Raw genomic sequence first — 16,360 nt, forward strand, 5'->3', positions numbered from 1 at the left:
ATAATAAAGGGGCTGATTCCATCGCGAACTCCTGCTAGGATTAAGGTTTAAGCATCCATATCATAGCGGATAGCGTTGATGGAGTCAGCTTTTTAGTTCCAAGTAGCAATCGATGTCATGCAGTAAGAGCAGCGGCCTTACTGCAAAGATTTTTGGCCTTCTAGCAGTCCGTGCGGCCTATGGTATAGTAGCGATTAGCCGTTAATATTTTATCGAACATTGTCGCGTAATCACCTTGCACATAGATTGAGGGACTATGAAACGCAGACTAAACAGCCAATCAATCCACGCTGTCATCCCCTACCTGATTCTTGGACTGATCTTGTTCATCCAAGGTGTGGCGATTTATTCCTTGAATGCTGGGAAATTCCTGTATATTCTTGACGACCCGTATATTCATCTGAGCTTAGCCCGCAATATTGCCCATGGTCATTATGGCATCAATCTGGTTGAACCATCAGCGCCATCATCCAGTATTCTCTGGCCCTTTATCCTCGCCATCTTTGCCCGACTTCCCTTGTTTGAATATGTGCCCTTGCTGCTTAACATTGGCTTTGCGCTCGCAACATTATTTTTTATTCATAAAATAATCGATTTAATTTTCCAACATACCCTGAGTTCTGCAAAGAAAACGTTTTTTGTCGCGCTCTTCATCATTATTTGTAGCATGACCCCACTCATTTGGTCGGGAATGGAACATATGCTACAAATATTGTTAACCGTTATCGTTATGTATCAACTCCTCGAGATACAAATTAACCAAAAATTGCATAAATCGCTGATTGGGATGCTGGTTCTGCTTTCCTTAGTCCGTTACGAAAGCCTTGCAATTTCAATCCCCATCCTCGTATTTCTCTATTTTAAGGGCTATCGGAAGCTAGCTGCGACTGGTTTAATCAGCATAATTGCTCTTTTGGCAGCTTTTTCCTACTTCATCCATAGCCTTGGTCTCGATTATCTCCCAACGTCAGTGCTTATCAAGAGGTCGCTCTTTTCAAATCGAAATTCGTTTGATCTTTTCTTGCGAACTATTTTCATTTCAATGCAATCACGGACATGGTTTATCTTATTAGGCATGGTACTATTAATTGGCTTAAAATTACGCCAGAAAACACATAAATTATTTATTAGCATAACTGCATTATCCATCACGCTCTATTTATTATTTGGCACAACCCTTGGATCATTTTATCGCTATGAAACCTTTATAATCACCTATTCAATCATCGTATTTATGTATTTATACAGAGAATTCCTCATTAAGATACTTAGTAGCACCAGAAAACAGTTATTTACATCTATTTTTATTTCACTTCTGCTTTTCATATATTTAGATTACGCTCATCCTATAATTTATACACCAAAATTCTCTAATAGCGTTTATCTTCAACAATATCAAATGGCACTATTCACCGATCAATACTATAAGAAAAACGTTGGAGTTAATGATATTGGATTAATTGCATTTACGAATGATAACTATACATTAGATTTATTTGGATTATCGAATATTGATGTGATTGATTATCGCAAATCGCAAACTCCTGGATGGATGGATCAATTATCAACACAATATGATGCTAACCTGATTATGATTTATGACGAATGGTTTACAGGTTTTATTCCCAATGATTGGATTAAGCTTGGACAGCTTAAGCTAGATCTACCTGTTGCCATCGTTGCCTATAAAGAGGTTAGTTTTTATGTGCGCAACCCAGCTATGGTTGAAGAAGTTAAGCAATTGCTTGAGCAATTTAGCCGAACCTTACCAGAGCATGCGGAATTTCACTTTACTCAAGAATAGGCGGCGCGACTGGTATAATCGGATTTTCAACGCGATCTATGGAGTAGCTCATGAGTGAATTACATGGCTTTTCGCTAAGCCAAGAAGAATTATTTGTTTGTTTGATTGTGGCCGATTTGCCCTTGCCGCTGGGCTTTGATGATTTGGCCAACCAAGTCTTTGGCGATCTGCCTGAGCAATATCAAAACTATGTGCTTGGAACTGCCGAACGCAGCCTAATTGCCCATGGCTTGTTGGAATTAACTGACGACCAGCCAGTTTTAGAGCCAATGGTGGCCGAATGGTTGAACATCATCAGCCAACCAAGCCAAACATGGGTCATTTTGCATCAACCTGCTGGCCAAAAACAACAGGCAAATTATATTCATCATGCCAACAATCAGTATCTCTTTCACCGTGGTCAAGGCGGCATTCACCAAGTGATTGCGCTGCCCCAAGCCCGCGAGATTGTGCAAGCAGCGCTGGATATTATTGAGCCGCTTGAGCTTGAGGTTGGCGCAACCTTAGAGGGGACGCTCAGCGAAACTGTTTTTCGGAGTATTGCCAGCACCCGCACAATCAAACGCGAAGAGGTAGTTGCGCAACTAAAAACTGGTGGTTTAGCCCCAAACGTCGCCGATGCCTTTGGCCAAACCTTCGAGCAATTACGCTCAATCAGTGCCTTGGCACTCTTGAAAAACAAGCCAGAAACGAGCGTTCAACAAGCCTTTACGCTGGTCTGTGGCGAGCAACAACAATGGTTGCTTGTGCCCGAAGCAGAGGGCCAGCTGTATGTGCGCAATCTCGATCTGACGGCGCTGGTGCAAGTATTGCACAATTTTGCTCACCCTCAATAAGCCACAAAAATGCCCCTTGATCTGGATCAAGGGGCAGCGTGCTTTTTAGCGGGTCAGCGTCCACAACCCTTCGCCAGTACGCAAGTTTGCCATCGTCAAGCCATCGCCTGTTTGAATTAACAGGGCATTGCCGCTGCGGGTTAACGTCGGCAATTGGCCAATAAACATCTCTTGCTGGAACGACCAGCCAACTGTGCCATCAGCGCGTTTGAGCAATTGCACCCGTACTAAATCGTCAATTTCTTGGTCGAGCCAGCCAAAAACAATGCCCTCACCTGGCACAATGACCCCTTGAATCGAGCCATTGCCGCTCCAATCACTGGATGTCCCAAGATCATCGAGCCGCCACAGCAATTCAGCAGTTTTGGCATTGACCGCCAACATACTGACAGTATTCGTGCCCCGCTGTTTAACTGCGGCGATATACAAAACCTCAGCATCAAAGCCGATTGGATGCAGTTCATAATCGCTTAAACTATAGGTCACAACTTGATGCTCAGGCGTAATAATCGCAACCTGTTCGCCAGCACCAAAGGCCAGCATATCGGCGCTGCTTGCCAATCTGCGGTCGCTGCTTCTAAAACTATCGGCAAAATCATCAGCCAGCTCAACACTCCAGCGTTGCTGTTGATCAAGGCCAATTGCCGCCAGCTGCGCCGGATCGCTATCACTGCGCATGCGCAAAATACCAGTGTTAGTTTGCGGGTCGGCCATCCATTCGATGTGCTCCGTCCAATCTTCATTCAATTGAATTGCTTGGCGTTGCTCGCCAGTCTGCAACGCATAACAGATGATATATTCCAAACCAGATTCAGCATCGCGCTCGGTGGCACATAATTCATCGCCAAATTTGGCTAAAGCCCGTGCATAATTATCAGCCAAGGTTTTTTGCCAGCGCTGCGTGCCAGAGGCTAATTCAAAGGCCGTCAAAACATTATCGTAGGTCTGAACCACAATTAAATCAGTGCTAATAAACAGCATTGGTGGGTGCAGTTGAATCCGATCCGATAGACGATTTTGCCAAGCAAGCGTGCCATCTTTGGCATTGAAGAGCCGTAAATCACGTTCTTTGACCACCGCGATATGCTGATCAAGTGAGACCAGCTCATACGATTCGCTGCCAAGATCAGTTTGCCACAGAGCCTTGCCATCAGCGCCATCGAGCAAGGCCATTGAATATTGGCTATTGCTCGTCACTTGCACTAAGACTTCGTTGCGTTCATCGCCATTGCGATCGTAGGCCAATTGGGTTGAATGATAGAGCACCGAGCCAGTGATGGTTGGTTGTTCAACCTCTACAGGCTGACCAATGCCTACCGTCGTTCCTTGTACCGATCGAAGCGGCGACTTTGCTGAATCAAGCGATTTATTCAGCAAGAAATAAACGCCACCACCAATCGCTGCCAGCAAGATCAACAAAACGAGGATCACCGGCATACACGAAGAACGATCTTGGCGATAGGGGGCCATATTACTATTCCATTGTTGCGACATTTAAGGCTCCTTCGGCACACAAGCATGCAACAGACACAAGCGCGTTGCCAGTACGCAGCCAACCCAAGCGCCGTTACAGCTTAACTGGTTGCATCACTTGCTGTTGCAACCAATCGATTACTGCATCTTTATTACGTTCGCGATTGGCTAAACGCTCCCAGTAGTTGAAAAAATGGTCCCGGAATGAATGGGCAATCGTGCGATCGTGAATAATGATATTGACGTTTTCGCGGCCATCTTCGGTATCAGCCACCTGCCATGATTCTAAAATCAAGGTTTGGCGACCCTCGACTTTCCAGGCCACCGGAAAATAGGCAGGGTCAATCGCATCAACAATCGCCAGCTGATAATTTGGGTACACCTGTAACAGCCAAATCACATGGCGCAACCACGCCAAAGCCTCGGCCAAGGTCAATTGGCTTTGCGGCTGATCGCGCAGCCAATCGTCGGCAGGCAGCTCGCCATGGCTCAATAAACGCACAATTGCGGTTTTCGTAACAACATGACGCGCCTCGTGTTGGCGATCTTGCAAAAATTGCTCAAATAAATGCACCCGTTGACGATGATGATCTAACAGTTGTTGACACCACAGCTCCAAATGGGTTTGCTCTTGCAACGAACGGACCAAGGGCGCTTGCAAAATTCGTTGAATACAGGCACTGCGAATCGCAATTGGCATCGATTGAAAACTAAGCCCTTCTTTTAACAGCAATTGAGCGCCATCCTCGGCCTCGAATTGCAAAGCCAAGGCCTTAAAATCCAATGATCGCTCTGGATAGACCTCCAACAAGGGTTGGGTTTGCGAACGCATCGTGGCTGCAAATTGGCTCATTAATTGATAATGCGGGCTATCAGGCGCAAAGAAAAAGCCACTATCAACATGTTTAGATTGGCGGCTACCAAACAGCCACAAAGCCCCTTGACCAGGCACAATAATCACATCGGCAGGAGCGCCAGGCAACACATGATTGGGAAAAAGATAGGGCTGGTATTTGCCACGATAGCCAAGCATCGAAAGCATGCGCGCGATCAACTCAAAACGATGTTGATTTTCAATTCGCAAGCGCCAGAGATGCACAACATTCCAGCCAGCATGCAGCGCTTGACGCAACGCAGAGCGCCAAGGAACCGCCAATTCAGGAAAAACCGTCAACGGATCATGTTCGCTTTGAAAGGTCACGACGATTTCGGCTCCGGGCCATGGGCTTTGTTTGGCGGCAGCAGTGACCATGGCAATTGCCTGCAAAAGAATCGATTGCACACCTTCGAGCACTGCACCTTTATTAGCGACAGGCAGCAAACTGGGGTCGATTTTTGGTGGCTCAGGCATCAAGCCTGCTTGGGCGGTGGTGAGCACTTGGCTAATAGCGTGTTCGGCGCTGGCGGCTAAACTACCCTCGTCAACACCCAAGGCTCGTTCATAAGCGTGTAAAAATGCAGTCGTTGGCTTGGAAACCCCAGTTTCGACGGCTGAAATATAGCCTTTGGTATAGCCAACCAGCCCGACCATCTCGGTTAGTGAAATCCCACGTTCTTCGCGGAGTAGACGAAGGTACGACGTACCTTGCTTGGATTTGCGTCCCACAGGCAGTACCTCGGTAAACCTCACATGGATGAGCTGTCCAGCGGGTTCACAATTGATAGGTTGATGATTGGCAACGACGGTGTTGAGGTGTGCGCCTTCGCGCTTCTCCGGCTGTCTTATTGCTTGAGCCACGTCATGAAAAGGCCGTAATCATCAAACAATCTAACAAACAATCTAGTTGATTCAAACAATTTCGTCAATTATAGTAGCGTATATGTAAGTGTTAATAAGTTTTTACTTTCGAGCAAGCAGGGTTGCGGGAACACAGCTTTGGCTCAATAACACTACAGCGTATGGTCTGTGCATAAGGAGCTATCATGGAACGATCTGGACGCTGGACAATTCGTCGGGTACGGGCTGCGGTCATTACAACGGTGTTGAGCACATCAGTATTGTTAGGCGGCTACGCTGCCTCAGCCAAAGACAGCAAAAAAGTCGAAGTCTATCCGCTCCCTGTTGTTGACGAAAAGCAACCTGGTTCCGATCAATTGCCTCCACCAGATAAGATTGTTGGTGGCTCGGCTGCTACCGCTGGTGAATTCCCCTGGCAAGCTCGGATAGCACGCAACGGCAGCCTGCATTGTGGTGGCTCGTTGATTGCGCCACAATGGGTTTTGACCGCTGCGCACTGTGTGCAAGGCTTCTCGGTTTCGTCGTTGAGCGTCGTGATGGGCGACCACAACTGGACGAGCAACGAAGGCACCGAACAAAACCGCACGATTGCCCAAGCAGTCGTTCACCCAAGCTACAACGCATCGACCTACGATAACGACATTGCATTGTTGAAACTCAGTAGCGCCGTGACCCTCAACAGCCGCGTTGCAGTGATTCCTTTCGCCACGACTGTTGACAATGCCTTGTATAACGCTGGGGTTGTTTCAACCGTCACTGGTTGGGGTGCATTGAGCCAAAATGGTTCATCACCAAGCGTCTTGTACAAAGTGCAAGTGCCAGTCGTTTCAACCGCTACCTGTAATGCTTCAAATGCCTACAACGGCGATATTACCGGTAACATGGTTTGTGCTGGCTACGCAGCTGGCGGCAAAGATTCATGCCAAGGCGATAGCGGTGGGCCATTCGTTGCCCAAAGCAGCGGCGCTTGGAAATTGACCGGTATCGTTAGCTGGGGCGAAGGTTGTGCACAACCAAACAAATATGGTGTCTACACCAAAGTTGCCAACTACACCAGCTGGATCAACGGCTATGTTGGTAGCGTAACCCCAACCACCGTTCCAGGGACTCCAGTACCAACCACCGTTCCAGGGACTCCAGTGCCAACCAGCACGCCAGTTCCAGGCGGCAGCTTGCAAAATGGTGGCTTCGAAAGCAGCGCTAGCTGGGTTCAATCACCAAGCGGCATTATTGCAACCAATCGCCCACGCACTGGGTCTTACAGCGCTTGGCTGGCTGGCTACAACAACGGCAACGATAGCATCTATCAAACCGTCACTGTGCCAGCCAACGGCGTGCTTAGCTACTACTGGTACGTAACCACCCAAGAAAGTGGCAGCACCGTGTACGACCGCTTGTATGTTCGCCTCTACAGCAACAGCGGCAGCTTGATCACCACCTTGCGCACGTGGAGCAATGCAAGCACCAAGAATACTTGGACGCTCGATAGCATTAGCTTGTCGGCCTACGCTGGCCAAACCGTGCGCGTCCAATTCGTGGGCACGACCGACAGCAGCTTGGTAACCTCGTTCTTCGTGGACGATGTAACCCTGCAATAAGCCCAACGATTGACCTTAGTTCCATCGCAGGCCCCAGTCTACATCAGTAGATTGGGGCTTTTATTATTATTAATTGTTTGTTATGCTTAAGTTGATGAGCTTATGCGTGTTGGTTGCGTAGCGGCCAATCAATTGCCTTTTTGGCTTATCACTATGGAATGCCAGGTTCGAATCCTGACCCGTTACACGCTTATCCAGTATTGTACCTGTAATTGGCCCTGCAAAGCTACGGGCTTTCCGCCAATTACCGCACATGGGGCGGCGTGTAACATCTGATTGAAAGCGAGAGAGTATGGAAACCGTTGTGATTGGATTCATCATCCTGATCATTATCACGATTGTTGTAGCCCGTTTATTTCCTGTCACCACAATTTATGAGCATGAACGTGGCTTGCTCTACCACCATGGCAAATTTCAAGCGCTGCTTGAGCCAGGCAGCCACCGATTCTTACACAATCAGTATCATATTACCAAGCTCGATGTGCGCCCAAGCTCGCTTAGCGTAAGTGGCCAAGAAATGTTGAGCGCCGATTTGATCAGCGTTAAGTTCAATCTGGTCGCAACTCTACAGATCAAGCAGCCTGAGCATTGGATGCATAGCCATGCCAGCGCCCAAACGGTGGTTTATAACGATTTACAGATTGCTTTGCGTGATGTTGTCGCAGGCTATACCCTTGATCAACTCTTGGCTGATCGCAGCGAGATTGCGCCACAAATTCTTGAGCTGGTGCAACCCAAAGCCGCCGAGCTTGGCGCAAGCATTAGCGATGTCCAAATCAAAGATTTTACCCTGCCTGCCGAGTTGAAACGAGCTGCCTTGCAACAAGCCAAAGTGCAACGCGAAACTGCCGCAGCCCTAGAGCAAGCCCGTGGTGAGCAAGCAGTGTTGCGTAGTTTGGCCAATGCCTCGCGCATGCTCGATCGCAATCCAGCGCTGATGAATTTGCGCGTGTTACAAGCCCTCGATAGCAACAAGAGCAATACGATTGTGCTGCATGTGCATCAATCAAACAATGATCAAACAATTGATCGTGATTTTACGCAACCTGAAGTTTAGGATATTTGAATGCGTGGTTTAACTCTCGGCAAATTTGCCCCGTTGCACAAAGGCCATCAATTGATGATTGAAACTGCGCTCAGCGAAGTGGCTGAGCTGCACATTATCATTTACGATAGCCCAGAACAAACCAACGTACCCTTATCGGTGCGGAGTGCTTGGCTACGCATGCTGTATCCTCAGGCCCACGTAATTGAGGCTTGGGATGGGCCAAGCGCAATCGGCAACACCCCTGAGATTCAAAAGCTCCATGAAGATTATGTCATCAAGCAGCTTGGCATCAGTCATATCAGCCATTTTTATTCCAGCGAATTTTATGGCGAGCATATGAGCCAAGCGCTTGGGGCAATCAATCGTCAAGTTGATGCAGCGCGCAGCCAAGTACCAATCTCAGCCACCAAAATTCGCAGCGATCCCTATCGCTACCGCGAGTTTTTACACCCGCTGGTTTATCGCGATTTGATTATGAAGGTCGTGCTGCTTGGTGCGCCATCGACAGGCAAAACCACGCTGGCTGCGGCCTTGGCCGAACGCTTCAACACCCAATGGATGCCAGAGTATGGTCGCGAATATTGGGAGCAACATCAGAGCAATCGGCGGCTCACGCCACAGCAATTGGTCGAAATTGCCGAGGGTCATTTGGCCCGCGAAGAAGCGCATTTGTTGCAAAGCAATGCTTATTTATTTGTTGATACGAATGCCTTAACCACCTATCATTTTGCCCTGAGCTACCATGGTATGGCTGAGCCACGCTTAGCTCAATTGGCCGACCAAGCCCAACAACGCTACGATTTGGTTTTGGTTTGCGATACCGATATTCCCTACGCCGATACATGGGATCGATCAGGCGACGTGCAGCGCACTATTTTCCAAAAGCAACTCCTAGCTGAGTTGCATACCCGTCGCCAAGCCTATTATTTAATTCGGGGCACGCTTGAGCAACGCATCGCCCAAGTGCAAAGTTTATTACAACGCCACCAACTGTTTCAGAATCTCTTAGCCAACCCAAGTTGAGGTGTTTATGGATCTTGCGAGCTTCTTTGATATAAACACAATTGCCTTCACGCTGTTTGACTACCCGATGAGCTACCTTGAATTGGTGGGCACGATCTTCAATTTGTGGTCGGTTTGGCTGGTTGGGCGGGGAAAGGTCAGCAATTGGCCAATTGGCTTAATTGGCGTAGTGCTCTTTTTCGCGTTGTTCTACCAAATTCAGCTGTATGCAGATACGTTTGAGCAAGTTTATTATTTTTTTACTGGGATTTATGGCTGGTGGCACTGGTCGCGGCCAGCAGATCAGGTGGCAATCAAACCGCGTTATAGCTCGCGCAACAATAACCTGCTTGCAATTGGAATTACCGTAGTTGGCACGCTGGTATTGGCCTGGATTATCGGCAATATTGATCAATGGCTACCACAATATTTTCCTGAGCCAGCAAGTTATGTGCTGATTGATTCGTTGACAACCGTCATGAGCTTCACCGCCACGATTTTAATGGCCCAACGCAGGGTCGAATGTTGGTATTACTGGATTACAGTCGATGTGATTGCAATTTGGCTGTATGCGGTTAAGGGCACGCTGTTAGTTGCGCTGCTGTATGCCATCTTTTTGGTGTTGGCAAGCAATGGTTGGCGCTTATGGCGCAAAACAGCTTAAACAAAAAGAGCACCCAAGGGTGCTCTTTTTTGAGTGGCGACTCCGGGGCGAGTCGAACGCCCGACCTTTTCCTCCGCAGGGAAACGCTCTATCCACTGAGCTACGGAGTCGCATTAGATTTTGCAGGTATCGTTATGGAACACACCCTGCATTAAATAAAAAAAGCACATTTGCGTGCTGCCAAGTTGGTGGCGGGAAGGGTGGGATTCGAACCCACGAAGGTTTTTACACCTTGCCGCATTTCGAGGGCGGTACATTCAACCGGACTCTGCCACCTTCCCTAGTGGGGTTTTGATTGTAAAAAGAGTGGCGACTCCGGGGCGAGTCGAACGCCCGACCTTTTCCTCCGCAGGGAAACGCTCTATCCACTGAGCTACGGAGTCGCATTCGTTTTGCGTTGCGTTTCAGCAACGAATGAAAGTATAGCACAGCTCTTTCTATTTTGCAAGTTTAGCCCTTGCCTACGAGCAAACCCTCGATTATGCAGGTTGCAGGGTTTGCTCGTAGCCATTTAATGATGCGGTTTTAGTTCAATGGTGTCAGCACAAAGGTATTATTAAACAGCGCATTGCCCTCATGCACAACGAAGCCAAAGTAACCACCCTGATAGCGTTCTGCGAGGGAATGGCTTAAACAAGGTTGCCCATTCAATGAAATACGCATAAAATTACCGCTAATTGCTTCTACTCTAAGCTTGTAAATCACATCTTTTTGAATTGGCAGCTTACAACTAGCCAAAGGCGCTTCAGTATATTTAACTATTCCCCCAACCTTCTCCTGATCAGGGTATTGCACTAAACTCACCTCGCCACCGTTGTTGGTCGTCAGGTTCACAATCAAAAAGTTATCAGTCGAAGTTACATCCTCGCCAAACATGACCAAACCAGCGGTCGCTTGTTCACGGGCAGGGTCGGCAACCAACATGATGTCACTTTCAAACAGAAAATCATTAGGAGTTTGGGTATTGGATAGGTAGAACCCGTGATCAATGGCTGAGACCAACAAGCCTCGCGTGATTTTCTGGGCTGTTAGGTCATTTGCTGGCCATCGATAATCCTCAACCTGCCATGGTTCGGCCAAATTGGTGGCGAAGTTCTCAACCAATTGGGGCTGGGTCAATTGGATATTCTGGAAACTTGCGGTTGAACGATAGACATTCAAGCCAACAAAACCCTCGATATAACTGCTATCCATCGTATAGTCAATTAGCAGCTGCCCATTGAGCAGCACGCGAATATATGGCCCAATAAATTCAACCTGCAACCGATACTGCTGATCCTGAACAATGGGGGTCTTGACGATTTTGATTAGTTGATAGGGAAATTTGAATAATTTAAGCTCGCCGCCATTTTCGGTCGAAATGCCAACTGCATAACTTCCGTTGGTTGGTGCAAGTTTATTTTGCACCCGAAAGAGCAATGCGGCAGTTGCTGACTGGGCATCAAAGCGAATATCAGCACTCAATTGGCCATTGGCGGTTTTGCTATCGCTGATATAAAAACTATCGTCCTGCCCAGTACCGCGTAGGCTATCGCCAGCCTCAAGCCACGAATCGGTTAGTGGGAGTTTGACCCAAGGCGCTTGCAGATTGCTGTTAAGCGGACTAGCAGCGAGCGGCGAGCCTTGATTGGTAAGATAAACATTATCAAAATGTGCGACTTCGTTGCCGACCATAACTCCTGCATAGCCAACAATGTTCGGCTCAGGATCAGCCACATCAATCAGCAAACCATTATCAACTCAAACCTTGATCCGTGGATCAGGGGCTGGCGATACAGCAACTTTGAGCTGATAAAGCCGACCTATGTTCACATTAAATGGTACAAACTGAATCACCGTATTAGCTGCATCATATTTGAATAGCTTGATTCCTGGCTGGTCATCTGGCCCTTTGGTGGTCAAGGCAACGCCATACCCAGTTGCCTGTTCGGGGTTATCAAATGCAGGAACCCGAAAAACCAGGCCAGCGGCATGTTCTTTCATATCTGGCTCAAGCGCATCTTCCATCACCAACTCGGTTTCAAGCGTAAAGAGCTGTTCGTGGCGGCTACGAGACATATAAAAACCACTTGGTGGCTTATCAAAACCAGCAGCAAAAAGATCAATACCAATTATGCCTAGATGATATTGCCCTTTAACGATTCTCCATTCATCCATATTGGTATTCAGAATATTCGGTTGATCTGGGCATGCTTTTTGATAATTATAGCCTTTATAATTAAACCAAAGTGTGTAGCCCACTGTCCCCGAGATTGCGAAGCTAATTTGGTCTTTTGGTTTAGGTTCTACTTCAGTCATGGGATAAATAACTCGTTGCGCCCGAAAGATAGGATTATAGAGGATCTCTTCACAACGATGTTGGCTAAAATCAACCGGGTTGCCCGTACGAGCTTCAATTGGTCTCTCGCGAGAAGCTCTTTGATTTCTAAACCCAATATATAAGGCCCCAACAATCACGATCAGTCCCACTACAATCACGAGTACAAAACGCATACTCTTCATCATAAGTCTCTCCATCAGCGTTGAGCCAGCTACGGTCATTACGGCTAACAAACTACGCCTATTGATACGAGGCTAGCGCATAAAAGTTGTTATAAACCAGTATAAGCTAGACTTTTACAATAGCAAAGCAAAGGTCTAGCTTTATACAATAGGGCATGTACAACAGTGGGATGCTTCTACAATCAAAAATAATTCCGAATCTAGCGTGTTCTTCCCTATTGCCTACCATAGTCTAAAGAGTTGTTATAGGTCGCATGCAAAGCGCACTCATTATCGAATTCGATAATGAGTGCGCTTGAGGAGATTACGGTGACTGAGCTATTCAGAAGTTGTACCTAGGGTGTCATCATTAGTTTAGGGATTGAACTGCACATTTTGAAAGGTTGCCGTTGTGTTATAGATATTTAAACCGACATAACCGCCTACATATGTGGCATCAGTTTCACTAAGCACCAGCTGATTATTTAAGTACACTTCAATGACTGGCCCAACAAAAACGACTTTGAGTTTATACAGTTGATTATTGACAATTGGTGTCTTAACATTTTTGACAAGATGATAGGGAAACCTAAACAGTTGGATTTGCCCGCCTTCATACGAAGAAATATCAATGACATAACTTCCACTTGCTGGATGCAGCTTATCTTGAATCCGAAAAATCAATTGCCCTGATTGGGCTGCGGTCTCGCCTTTGGTTCCTAAGGTAATATCAGCGCTCAACTCACCATTAGTCGCCTGCGTATTCGAGGTATAGAAGTTATCACCTCTGCCTGAACCGATTAAACCATTTGAGTGTTTAACCCATAGACCAGTTTCAGGACTCTTCACCCACGGATCTGCAAGGTTGGTCACAAAGTTTTCTACAACACTAGTTGGATTGAACTGCACATTTTGAAAGGTTGCTGTTGTGTTATAGATATTCAAACCCACATAACCATCGGCATATGTGTCATCAACGGCATTAAGCACCAGTTGATTATCTACGTAGATTTCAATGACTGGCCCAACGAAAACGACTTTGAGTTTATACAGTTGATTATTGACAATTGGTGTCTTAACATTTTTGACAAGATGATAGGGAAACCTAAACAGTTGGATTTGCCCACCCTCATACGATGATAGATCCAAGACATAACTTCCATTTGCTGGATGGAGCTTATCTTGAATCCGAAAAATCAATTGCCCTGATTGAGCTGCGGTCTCGCCTGGCACTCCTAAGGTAACATCAGCGCTCAACTCACCATTGGAAGCCTGTGTATTCGAGGTATAGAAATTATCACCGCGACCTGATCCAATAAGACCATTCGGGCTTTTAACCCATAGACCAGTTTCAGGACTCTTCACCCACGGATCTGCAAGGTTGGTCACAAAGTTTGCAATGGCATTATTTTTAACTAACTGCACATTTTGAAAGGTTACGGTTGAGCTATAGATATTCAGACCCACATAACCATCGACATACGTGTTATCGATGGTACTAATCACCAATTGATTATTTAAGTAGACTTCAATGATTGGCCCAACAAAAACAACTTTGAGTTTATACAGTTGGTTATTGCTAATCGGTGTCTTAACATTTTTGATAAGCTGATAGGGGAACTTAAACAGCTGGACTTGCCCACCAGCATACGATGATAGATCGACGACGTAACTTCCACTTGCTGGATTTACTTTATCTTGAATCCGAAAAATCAAGTGCCCAGATTGAGCTGCGGTCTCGCCTGGCACTCCTAAGGTAACATCAGCGCTCAACTCACCATTAGCAGCCTTCGTATCCGATGTGAAGAAGTTATCACCTCCACCTGAACCCGTTAAACCATTGGCTGTTTGAGTCCAAGAACCAGTTGCAGGACTCTTTATCCAAGGATTTTCAAGATTGGTAATAAAGGTTCCGCTTGGAGGAGTCGAGCCTTGATTAGTGAGATTTACATGATTAAAAGCAGCCTGTTCGCGATACACTGCTAAGCCAGCATAACCCACCATATGTGGCTCAGGATCAGCGACATCCATTCTAACAGTGCCATTAACCGATATTTTGATTCGCGAGGCTGGAGCTGGAGTTACCTCCACCTTCACATTATACAGTACCCCAATCGCAACATTAAATGGCACAAAGGCGATTTCAGTATAGGCTGAGGCATATCTAAATAACTTGATCCCAGGTTGTCCATTCGGGCCTTTTGTCGTTAGTGCAGCTACATAGCCACTGCCTATTTCTGGGTTCCCCAGCATACCAGCCCGAAAGACCAAACCAGCAGCGTGCTCGTTAGAATCGGGTTCCCCATAATCAATAATTATCATTTGTGATTCTAGGGTAAATCGCTGATCATGACGGGTATTTGAGAGGTAAAAGCCGCTACGTGTTGCGCTTGTACCATCCATAGTACCTAAAATCCCCATATGGCTTGTAGTAGAACTCCACTGACCTTTAACATTTGTCCATCCAACTATATTCGATTGAAAATTACCCAAGGGGGCAGTACAAGCTTTGAAATATAAGCGACCTTGGTAGAAGAACCGTACATAGTAGTTTACTGAAGTCGAAACTGGAACAGTATAACCCAGAGCAGTTTCATCAGTTGTGGTAACTTCATACTTTCCCTTAATATCTACTCCAGGCGCGCCCATCGTAAGCTCAATCGATGAAACAAATGTATCAATAAACGTATATTGTTGTTCAACAGATGGATGTACTATTTCTTTTATCGAATAAGCAGGATTATAAAGAATTTCTTCACATGTGAAATTACTAAAGTCTGTAAAATCGTTACTCGTAATAGGATTAGGTGACGGACTGTGAGCACTATATTCAGCAATTCGGACTTTATAATAGTGATCTACCAGTACTCCACATACATACAAATATTCCTCTAAAACTAGATCAAAATCTTGAACAATATCAAAATATCCTTCATTGCTAATAGTAACTATTTGACTCGATATTGCTTGAGAGATGTTTTGAACCTCACTACTCAATCCCCAAGTAGCATTATTAGGTCCAGATGTGCCTCCACCTGTAATCAAAACATTCCATTTAACTTGATAGGTTTCCTTCATAGTATATTTAATCGTTGTACCACTACTATTTTGTACTCTGACTAGAGGTAAAGTCACAGTACCATACGGTTGAGTACTTAATGGTGGTAGGTGTGTACAATTCTGTTGTCTTTCAGGCAGCACGTATGGAGTGACACTTGACTCCACTGGATCTTTCTGTGCTGGTGTTTCAGTTACACTTGGCTCCACTGGCTCTTTTGGATCTTGAGCAAAGGTTTGGGCGGGAACCAACAAGGTTAACAGTAGTGTACAAACCAACAGAATCGAGGCATGACGAAATAGCCTAGAGATCATACGGCCTCCAGCGCACGTAAAAAACCACAAAATATGGCAATTCGTGCGTTAGTAGTAAAAATGATTCGTTAGTTGATGGGTGGAGATAAAAATGATTTACAAGAATATTCTCAGAATTCTTGTAGTTTCTCTCATGCTTTTCTCAACTTCAACCAGCTATACCATATCCCATGATCTATGTATTGTCAAACCATTTTCCAACTGCAAAAAAGTGTGTTCAACAACGCTCGTTTAAGGCTCCTCAAACGATTGCTTGTGCAAAGGTTGTCGCTTGTAACGCTGGTGTAACACGCACGTGGCATAGTGCTTGTGAGCGAAGATATTAAGCCTAATCAAGGAGTATG

11 protein-coding genes and 3 tRNA genes are annotated in these 16,360 nt (G+C 46.1%); 6 read left to right on the forward strand and 8 right to left on the reverse strand.

Translation table 11 applies throughout. The annotated features are described in order from the left end of the window. Positions 1-256 precede the first annotated feature (256 nt). On the forward strand, positions 257-1,804 hold the full coding sequence (locus C5S61_RS19165) for a DUF8728 domain-containing protein (RefSeq protein WP_110517591.1): 1,548 nt from the start codon (positions 257-259) through the stop codon (positions 1,802-1,804). 50 nt (positions 1,805-1,854) lie between these two features. Continuing rightward, positions 1,855-2,640 carry a hypothetical protein gene (locus tag C5S61_RS19170; protein WP_110517593.1) on the forward strand — a complete coding sequence of 262 codons (786 nt, stop codon included), beginning with the start codon at positions 1,855-1,857 and terminating at the stop codon, positions 2,638-2,640. A gap of 45 nt (positions 2,641-2,685) precedes the next feature. On the opposite strand, the gene C5S61_RS19175 is transcribed toward C5S61_RS19170, so the two are convergent. Then, positions 2,686-4,134 (reverse strand): outer membrane protein assembly factor BamB family protein, encoded by a 1,449-nt coding sequence (locus C5S61_RS19175; protein ID WP_110517595.1) that lies wholly within the window; start codon positions 4,132-4,134, stop codon positions 2,686-2,688. 73 nt (positions 4,135-4,207) lie between these two features. Beyond that, positions 4,208-5,719, reverse strand: coding sequence for a helix-turn-helix domain-containing protein (locus C5S61_RS19180; RefSeq protein WP_124033465.1), 1,512 nt, complete (start codon positions 5,717-5,719; stop codon positions 4,208-4,210). Between the two features lie 317 nt (positions 5,720-6,036). Here C5S61_RS19180 and C5S61_RS27345 point away from each other — a divergent pair, with 317 nt between their 5' ends. The 4 genes from C5S61_RS27345 (at position 6,037) to pnuC (ending at position 10,163) form a co-directional block, all read left to right on the forward strand. After that, positions 6,037-7,449, forward strand: coding sequence for a DUF1986 domain-containing protein (locus C5S61_RS27345; RefSeq protein ID WP_110517599.1), 1,413 nt, complete (start codon positions 6,037-6,039; stop codon positions 7,447-7,449). A gap of 292 nt (positions 7,450-7,741) precedes the next feature. Then, on the forward strand, positions 7,742-8,506 hold the full coding sequence (locus C5S61_RS19190; RefSeq protein ID WP_110517601.1) for a slipin family protein: 765 nt from the start codon (positions 7,742-7,744) through the stop codon (positions 8,504-8,506). 9 nt (positions 8,507-8,515) lie between these two features. Next, entirely contained in the window at positions 8,516-9,520 is a 1,005-nt protein-coding gene (locus tag C5S61_RS19195) for an AAA family ATPase (RefSeq protein ID WP_110517603.1), read from the forward strand. A 7-nt stretch (positions 9,521-9,527) separates the two neighbouring features. After that, positions 9,528-10,163 carry a nicotinamide riboside transporter PnuC gene (pnuC, locus tag C5S61_RS19200; RefSeq protein WP_110517605.1) on the forward strand — a complete coding sequence of 212 codons (636 nt, stop codon included), beginning with the start codon at positions 9,528-9,530 and terminating at the stop codon, positions 10,161-10,163. A 34-nt stretch (positions 10,164-10,197) separates the two neighbouring features. Here the strand turns inward: pnuC and C5S61_RS19205 are convergent. The 6 genes from C5S61_RS19205 to C5S61_RS19230 all read right to left on the reverse strand — a co-directional run bounded on the left by C5S61_RS19205 (position 10,198) and on the right by C5S61_RS19230 (position 16,016). Then, a tRNA-Arg gene (locus tag C5S61_RS19205) sits at positions 10,198-10,273 on the reverse strand. Positions 10,274-10,352: 79 nt separating this feature from the next. Beyond that, a tRNA-Ser gene (locus C5S61_RS19210) sits at positions 10,353-10,444 on the reverse strand. Between the two features lie 26 nt (positions 10,445-10,470). Beyond that, a tRNA-Arg gene (locus tag C5S61_RS19215) sits at positions 10,471-10,546 on the reverse strand. A gap of 142 nt (positions 10,547-10,688) precedes the next feature. Next, entirely contained in the window at positions 10,689-11,891 is a 1,203-nt protein-coding gene (locus tag C5S61_RS19220; RefSeq protein WP_110517607.1) for a 3-keto-alpha-glucoside-1,2-lyase-like domain-containing protein, read from the reverse strand. A 12-nt stretch (positions 11,892-11,903) separates the two neighbouring features. After that, entirely contained in the window at positions 11,904-12,668 is a 765-nt protein-coding gene (locus C5S61_RS19225; protein ID WP_110517609.1) for a hypothetical protein, read from the reverse strand. A 351-nt stretch (positions 12,669-13,019) separates the two neighbouring features. Then, a complete protein-coding gene (locus tag C5S61_RS19230; protein WP_124033466.1) occupies positions 13,020-16,016 on the reverse strand; it encodes a 3-keto-alpha-glucoside-1,2-lyase-like domain-containing protein in 2,997 nt (998 codons plus the stop codon). Positions 16,017-16,360: the final 344 nt, after the last annotated feature.

It is taken from the genome of Herpetosiphon llansteffanensis (genome assembly GCF_003205875.1).
Lineage (GTDB): Bacteria > Chloroflexota > Chloroflexia > Chloroflexales > Herpetosiphonaceae > Herpetosiphon > Herpetosiphon llansteffanensis.

Bases quoted from the DNA above. Each gene is read 5' to 3' on its own strand.
- C5S61_RS19165 (WP_110517591.1), top strand. From the start codon at position 257: ATGAAACGCAGACTAAACAGCCAATCAATCCACGCTGTCATCCCCTAC.
- C5S61_RS19170 (WP_110517593.1), top strand. From the start codon at position 1,855: ATGAGTGAATTACATGGCTTTTCGCTAAGCCAAGAAGAATTATTTGTT.
- C5S61_RS19175 (WP_110517595.1), bottom strand. From the start codon at position 4,134: ATGTCGCAACAATGGAATAGTAATATGGCCCCCTATCGCCAAGATCGT.
- C5S61_RS27345 (WP_110517599.1), top strand. From the start codon at position 6,037: ATGGAACGATCTGGACGCTGGACAATTCGTCGGGTACGGGCTGCGGTC.
- C5S61_RS19190 (WP_110517601.1), top strand. From the start codon at position 7,742: ATGGAAACCGTTGTGATTGGATTCATCATCCTGATCATTATCACGATT.
- C5S61_RS19195 (WP_110517603.1), top strand. From the start codon at position 8,516: ATGCGTGGTTTAACTCTCGGCAAATTTGCCCCGTTGCACAAAGGCCAT.
- pnuC (WP_110517605.1), top strand. From the start codon at position 9,528: ATGGATCTTGCGAGCTTCTTTGATATAAACACAATTGCCTTCACGCTG.
- C5S61_RS19225 (WP_110517609.1), bottom strand. From the start codon at position 12,668: ATGATGAAGAGTATGCGTTTTGTACTCGTGATTGTAGTGGGACTGATC.
- C5S61_RS19230 (WP_124033466.1), bottom strand. From the start codon at position 16,016: ATGATCTCTAGGCTATTTCGTCATGCCTCGATTCTGTTGGTTTGTACA.